Annotated in this window: 6 protein-coding genes; 3 read left to right on the top strand and 3 right to left on the bottom strand. The window is 50.5% G+C overall.

Translation table 11 applies throughout. The features are described from left to right. Positions 1-120 precede the first annotated feature (120 nt). Both AC1DUO_RS13700 and AC1DUO_RS13695 read right to left on the bottom strand, forming a co-directional pair. On the bottom strand, positions 121-663 hold the full coding sequence (locus AC1DUO_RS13700; protein ID WP_015690389.1) for a glycoside hydrolase family 108 protein: 543 nt from the start codon (positions 661-663) through the stop codon (positions 121-123). Positions 664-685: 22 nt separating this feature from the next. Continuing rightward, on the bottom strand, positions 686-1,132 hold the full coding sequence (locus AC1DUO_RS13695; RefSeq protein WP_112197481.1) for a winged helix-turn-helix domain-containing protein: 447 nt from the start codon (positions 1,130-1,132) through the stop codon (positions 686-688). A 447-nt stretch (positions 1,133-1,579) separates the two neighbouring features. Between AC1DUO_RS13695 and AC1DUO_RS13690 the strand changes: the two genes are divergently transcribed. Continuing rightward, positions 1,580-3,649 carry a glycoside hydrolase family 18 protein gene (locus AC1DUO_RS13690; RefSeq protein WP_119262078.1) on the top strand — a complete coding sequence of 690 codons (2,070 nt, stop codon included), beginning with the start codon at positions 1,580-1,582 and terminating at the stop codon, positions 3,647-3,649. Between the two features lie 61 nt (positions 3,650-3,710). On the opposite strand, the gene AC1DUO_RS13685 is transcribed toward AC1DUO_RS13690, so the two are convergent. Next, positions 3,711-4,607 (bottom strand): LysR substrate-binding domain-containing protein, encoded by an 897-nt coding sequence (locus tag AC1DUO_RS13685; protein WP_015690392.1) that lies wholly within the window; start codon positions 4,605-4,607, stop codon positions 3,711-3,713. Positions 4,608-4,724: 117 nt separating this feature from the next. Here AC1DUO_RS13685 and AC1DUO_RS13680 point away from each other — a divergent pair, with 117 nt between their 5' ends. Both AC1DUO_RS13680 and AC1DUO_RS13675 read left to right on the top strand, forming a co-directional pair. Then, on the top strand, positions 4,725-6,221 hold the full coding sequence (locus tag AC1DUO_RS13680; protein ID WP_015690393.1) for an MFS transporter: 1,497 nt from the start codon (positions 4,725-4,727) through the stop codon (positions 6,219-6,221). A gap of 414 nt (positions 6,222-6,635) precedes the next feature. Then, positions 6,636-7,181, top strand: coding sequence for a Csu type fimbrial protein (locus AC1DUO_RS13675; protein WP_119262079.1), 546 nt, complete (start codon positions 6,636-6,638; stop codon positions 7,179-7,181). The last annotated feature ends 17 nt before the right edge of the window (positions 7,182-7,198 follow it).

Below are 7,198 nucleotides of genomic sequence, written 5' to 3'. Positions count from 1 at the left end.
GGCGTTTGCTTCGAAATAAATAATACAGCTCTTTATGCATTCAGTTTTCATAAAAATCCACCTTTAATATTGTGAAGCGTTTTGAGTTGCGTACGTATTAATCACATATCCCGAGMATATTTAAAGCGTTATCCGCCCCTTCATCCAGCCGTAAACAAACGACTCATTCGCACTACGCCCTTCTGCCAACTCCAGGTAACGTTGCCCCTGACTGCAATTAATAGAAGTGATTAACACGCCCGCTCCCTCGGTGCCACGCTTCTCAATGAACTGTGTTAACGCCTTTAGCGTACCGGGGCCGATTTTGCCGTCCACGACGATATCACCATAATATGCTTCACCGTGATTAAATACATTCAGCCAGCGCTGCAACCATCGGATACCCACTGCCGGTCCCATGTTGGTGCCGGTGTCGCACAGTTCCAGCGCCAGACCTGGCGCAATGGCATACACTTTGTCGAATCCCGGCTGATACCAGTAATTCTTTTCAAGGATCAGATAAGCATCTTCTTTCGTGAAATCGGTCATTTTTCCGGTATAGCCATAACTGCGGGCCGTTTTTTCGGTGATACCCCAATGCGTCGGGCCACCGGTATCATTCGGGTGGTCTACATAGCCACCTTCGTTTTTCAGTACGGAATTAATCACAGGGTTAGTAAACATAAGGTCTTCCTCCGGACAACAGTTAAAGTTGAAACGTCAGAAACAACGCGGTACCGATTAACAGTACCGACACCAAAAAACCAAACATCAGTATCCACGGTCTGAGGTTCTTAACCGGTGATACCTTCTCTTCCATGACTTCCACAGTGGCCGAGGTACTGACACGAATGCCTGATTTCGGCACAGTAATGAAGAATTCATCCAGCCCGGCAAATTTAAGATCGCGGCGGATTAAATAAAGGGTCTGGGTCAAACTGGCATCGCTGGTGAATTTACTGCGGCTTCCCCATAACGCGACAGAGATGGCCTCTTTTTCGATCACTTCATCTTTTGCATGTTCAATAATATAACTCAGGCAACGTGATCTCATTGAAGTCAGTTTAATATTCACATCACTGTGAAGTTTTTTAAACTCCTTGGTTTTTTCATTAAAGACATATTCGCCATTTATAAGATATACAGCCATCATCCTCTCTCCTCCATTATTTCAGCCATTTGTACCTACCCCTTAATCTTTGCTGATGATTAAGCGTATCTGTTTTTATTATTTTCACCACAGGCAATAGGATTAATATTAAGTATTTTAGTTAAGATGTGACTGAATCAAAAAAAACGGGGGAATATTAAGTAAAACTCAAAAACCACTTAATTCTCACTCAACATGCAGAAAGCATTCAACAAGCTGAAAATCAATGCTTTTTATGATTAATTTGTGATATGTCTTTTTATCATCAACGTGATTATTGATGACGATAAAACCCGCTAAATTTCGCCGTTCAAAAAACAACCATAAATTTTATATTAGTCAATTTTATTTATATCTCAATATGATTTGTCGGTTTTTATTTCCGGATCGAATATATCCACCAGCAGCAACCGGCTGTTTATGTACTCATTCAAAATTTAGGAAAATACTATGTCTACCAGCAAAATCATTAAGACCGACGAGTTAACCCAGTCCTCTTATACTCTGGACGGTTTTAATCCAGCCACAGAAACTGAAAATTACAGCTATACGTCGGCACGTGTGACGAAACCGGTTTATAACAAATACAATACGGCGAATAAGCCAAAAGTATTTGGCTATTACACCGACTGGTCACAATATGATGGCCGTCTGCAGAATTCGCAGGCAGGCAAAGAAGCCCGCGGCCGTGGTTTTGACCTCGCAAACATTCCACCGACTGCTTACGACAAAATCATCTTTGGTTTCGTTGGGATTGTTGGCGACCAGGGTGAAAAAGCCAATACCGTGGCCAATGCCGCACAACAACTGGGTAAAACCACCCATCAGGCGACGTTCCTGGATCCGTGGGGTGACTTTGGCTCCTCCGTCAATAACAACCTGGACAATCCAGGCTGGGTGGAACTTTCTCCGGCCACCGCGACGCAAGCCAATGTAAAAGGTCTGGTCGGTGGCTTACGTGACCTGCAAAAACGCGCCAAAGCAGTGGGTCATGATCTGGTGCTTTCGATGAGTATTGGTGGCTGGACGTTAAGTAACGGCTTCCACAATATGGCAAAAACCGCAGAAGGTCGTACCATCTTCGCGAAAAGTATTGCCAGTCTGTTCACCCGTTTCCCGATGTTCAGCGAAGTGGATATCGACTGGGAATACCCGGGCAACACCGGGAATAACAACCCGTATGATGATAATGATGGCGCGAACTATGCGCTGCTGATTGCTGAAATCACCAAACAGATGGCCGCCATCAAACGTTCTGATGTAAAAATCAGTATTGCCAGCTCCGCCGTGGTCACTATTTTGGAAAAATCCAACGTTCCGGCCCTGCTTGAAGCCGGTCTGTACGGCGTTAACCTGATGACCTATGACTTTTTCGGTACGCCGTGGGCAGAAAAATTGTCGCATCACACCAATTTACATGCATTGGTTGAAGGCGGCTGGGGCATTGACACCATCATTAACTATCTGCTGTCGAAAGGGTTCCCGGCTGACCGCATGAATGTCGGCTATGCGGCCTATTCCCGTAACGCGCAAAATGCGGTACTGGAAAGCTATTCTCCTTTAGAAGGTACCTATACTCCTGTTGAAGGTAAAACCACCGTCGGTACATTCGAAAGCGGTACCACCGAATGGTACGACATGGTGAATAACTACCTGGATCTGGAAAATCAGTCAGGACGCAATGGCTTCCAGGTGTATACCGATCAGGTCGCTGATGCTGATTATCTTTATAACAAAGACACCGGCATTTTCATGTCCATTGATACCCCACGTACCGTGCGTGAAAAAGGCCGTTATGTGGTTGAAAAAGGACTGGGCGCACTGTTCACCTGGACTATCGATCAGGACAACGGTCTGCTGGTCAATGCGGCACGCGAAGGTCTGGGTTGTACTATCCAGAATCAGGTTATCGATATGGCGCCTTTCTACTTTGAAGGTGTCAATATCGACGGTCAGGTTCCGGAAGATGAAGTCCCTTCAGAAACCAATACTGCGCCTACCGGTGATATTGCCCTGCAGGTGTTCAGCGGTGCCAAAGTGCGTCTGAGCGCGGCAGGTTCTGCCGATAAAGACAACGATAAACTCACCTACAAATGGACTGCACCAGCCGCCATCGCACTGTCCTCGTACGATGCGGTCTCCGCAGACTTCACCGCACCAGAGCTGGTCAGTAAATCTGACTTCAACTTCACACTGGTAGTCACCGATGAACACGGTGAAAAATCGGTATCGAAAAGCATCGTGGTAACAGTGCTGGGTAACGCAGCCGTTGAGCCAGAGCCAACACCGGAGCCGACCCCTGAGCCAACGCCTGTGCCAACGCCTGTGCCAACGCCAGAACCTACACCAACGCCTTCTCCGGCAGGCAAATATGCCACCTGGGATGCCAGCAAAGTGTACAACACCGGCGACAAAGTCAGCCTGAACGGTAAAGACTACCAGGCCAACTACTGGACGCAGGGCAATCAGCCGGGCAAAGCCGAATTTACCGGCGAATGGTCACAGTGGAAGCAAATCTGATCTCTTGGTGACATGTTCTGATGCACGTTAAAAATTCTCACGGGGCCTTGTGCCCCGTTTTTTATGCGGTTGTGATATCTCCCAGGACCTGTTTTTCGGTCAGAAAATCAATAAACACCCGCACTTTTGGCAGCATATGGCGGCTGCTCGGCCAGACCACCGAAAACTTCCCGCCTTCTTTTAAATACGCAGGCAGTACCGAAATAAGCTCACCGGATTCAAGATATGGCCGCACGATGAATTCCGGCACATACGCCAGCCCCAGTCCCTGTATCGTCGCCTGTAAAATCGACTCCAGATTATTACTGCTCAGTGCCAGCGGCAGTTCCGGCGGCGTCACGCTGGTCATCTCCCATTCCTGCCATTGTCCGTTGCCCGGAAAGCGGTAGCGCAGACAAGCGTGCTGATAAAGGTCGTCAGGCGTAAGCGGCGCAGGATGCCTGGCGAAATAATGTGGCGCGCCGACAATCGCAAAACGAAACGGCCCGAGGCGGCGCGACATCATCTGCGAACTGTTCAGTTCGCCGCTGCGGATGGCGATATCAAATCCTTCATCAATGACATCCACCATGCGATCACTGAAATCCAGATCCAGCTCAACATCGGGATAACGCTGACGGAATTCCGGCAAATGCGGCAGCAGTATGCGATAGCCGATAGCCGGCGCGGTGATGCGTAATTTGCCGCGCGGCACAGCGGAGATCCGTACCAGTTCCTGTTCTGCCTCTTCCAGTTGCGAAACAATATGCTGGCAGCGTTCAAAAAATAGCTGGCCCTCATCGGTCAGGCTGATACGCCGCGTACTGCGGTTGAAGAGTCGCACACTGAGTTTTTCCTCAAGGCGCGCCACGCTTTTCCCCACCGCCGAGGCCGAAATGCCCATGCGCTCCGCTGCTGCGGCAAAACTCTGACTTTGGGCAGCGCGAACAAAGGCCAGCAGGCCGTTGAGATTTTCCATTTTCACTCCTGTTTATTCGAGCGATTTAGTCCGCAATCCTCGGACTTACAGCCTGTTTCCGCCATATTCAAGACAATTTATCATCACTGTTATACCCCAATATCAGGAAAGCGAACAATGACCTCATCTTCATCAGGCAGCCTGCAGGTGCTATTTACCGTGTGTCTGGCGGCGGTAATTTTGCCGCTCAATTTTGTCAGCGGTGCGGTGGCAACACCCGCCATTGCCCGTGAACTCGGCGGCAGCGCGCAGGCACTGAGCTGGATCACCAATTCGTTCATGCTCACATTCGGCTGTTTTCTGATGGCGGCCGGGGCGCTGGCCGATGAACTGGGGCGCAAAAAAGTGTTCGTCAGCGGCGTTTCTCTGTTTGCGCTGTTGTCGTTACTCCAGGCTTTCAGCAGCAGTTTGCTGTGGATTGATTTACTGCGCGCCGCGCAGGGTATTGCTGCTGCCGGTGCGCTGGCCGGTGGTGCGGCTGCTTTGGCGCAGGAATTCGATGGCGCAGCGCGTACCCGGGCTTTCAGCCTGATGGGCAGCAGTTTTGGCGTCGGACTGGCCTTCGGCCCCTTTCTCGCGGGCGTGCTTATCGCAAACTTCGGCTGGCGTTCGGTGTTTTTCTCCGCGACGGTGATTGCCGTTCTTTCCCTGATAACGGGCGCCGGAAAAATGCGTGAAACGCGGAATCCGCAGGCATCCGGCATCGACTGGCCGGGGACGCTGTCCTTTACCGCCATGCTGGCATTGCTGACCTGGGCGCTGATGGAAATTCCACAGTCTGGTCTGCACAGTACACGGGTACTTTCCCTGCTGGGAGGCGCGGCGCTGTTGCTGGCGGTATTTGTGGTTGTTGAGCTGCGGGTGAAAAACCCGATGCTGGATTTATCCCTGTTCCGTTATATCCGTTTTATCGGTGTGCAGGCACTTCCGCTGGCGACGGGTTTCTGTTTCGTGGTGCTGCTGGTGGTGTTGCCGATGCTGTTTATCGGGGTCTCCGGACTGAGCGAAGAACGCGCCGGGCTGATGATGATGGCACTTTCTGTCCCGATGCTGATTGTGCCACTGCTGGCCGCGTGGCTGACGCGCTGGATTTCGGCAGGCGTGTTGTGCACATCAGGTTTGGTGATTGCCGCCGCCGGTTTGGGCTGGCTCAGTCAGGCGGTGCTGGCGCAGGATGTCACAGGCATGATTGCGCCGATGGTGGTTGTCGGCATCGGTACCGGTTTGCCATGGGGGCTGATGGATGGACTGTCGGTGAGCGTCGTGCCGAAAGAACGGGCGGGCATGGCAACCGGCATTTTCAGCACCACACGCGTGGCCGGAGAAGGCATCTCGCTGGCGATTGTCGGCGCTATTCTGTCGATGTTAACGCACAACGCACTGGCGGCCCGCTTTACCGGCGATGCGATCAGTCCGGAAGCCATCAGCCAGGCGGCGCAACGGCTGGCGACCGGTAATCTTACCGTGGCACAGCAGCTTATTACACAAGCCAGTACGGCACAGCTTCAGCAGCTTTATGCCGTCTCATTGCATCCCTTACTGTTGTGTCTGATGGCGATTACGCTGTTCTCTGCGCTGCTGGTGTTGCTGGCGCTGCGCGGTAAACATCAGTAGCACTGTTAACCAATCGCGGAAAGAAACCCATGTCCATACAAAAGTAAATGTTAAACACCTTCATCTTTTTGTTTAGGTAACACAATAATTAACCAATAAAAATCAATATAAACAGGATTAAAATTTTATAATTTGTAATTTATAGAATTTTTATCCTTATTGACAAAAATAATGAAAAGAGTCCCTTAAGGTAAATTTATTAACTTATATTTAACCATGACTGCGTTTTTCATCATGCACATAAGGTCAGGGCTCCGCTCCGTTGTGAAGGGAAAACATAATACCCGGCCTGCACGCTGTTTATTACCGGCTTTTCTTGCCGTTTTTTTGCGTTAACTATTAACCACCAGAGGATTTCCACATGCAACGCCGTTGCATGAATACACATCCGTGTAAGTTATTTTGGGAGTCATCATGGGCGAAAAAAAATCATTATTACTGGCCGTGCTTTCTGCGGCGACGCTGACTTTAGTCGCAGGTGCACAGGCCGCCGGTACCTTAACAGGCCAGGTAGGCGTTCAGCTCACCATCAGCACAGGTTGTACTGTCGGTAACGGCACATCAACGGGGGGAACCAACCAGTGGGGTACGCTGAATTTTGGTAACTACGCGGATCTGACCAGCGTTATTAACGGGACCGTATTCGGCGCTGACGGCACCGGTGCCGTCACCATCGCCTGTAGCACAGGACTGACCCCGACGCTGTCACTGAACGGCGGACTGGCGGCAACCGGCGGGCTGCGTGCCATGACATCCAGCGGCAACAGTATTCCTTACCGCCTCTATTCCGATACCGCACGTACCACCGAAATCGCGATTAATACGCCAATTACGCTCACCACAGGGACCACGGCGCAAAATATCCCGATTTACGGTCGAGTACTGCCTGCTGACCAGACCAGCACCACGCCGGCTGCAGGAACCTATAACGATACCGTTGTTGCCACTCTTTCCTGGTAAGCGTTTTTCCCTCAGCG

Source organism: Rahnella sp. P4_A8 (assembly GCF_056402435.1).
Note: the sequence above shows the minus strand (reverse complement) of the source record. Positions and strands in the feature narration are given on the sequence as shown.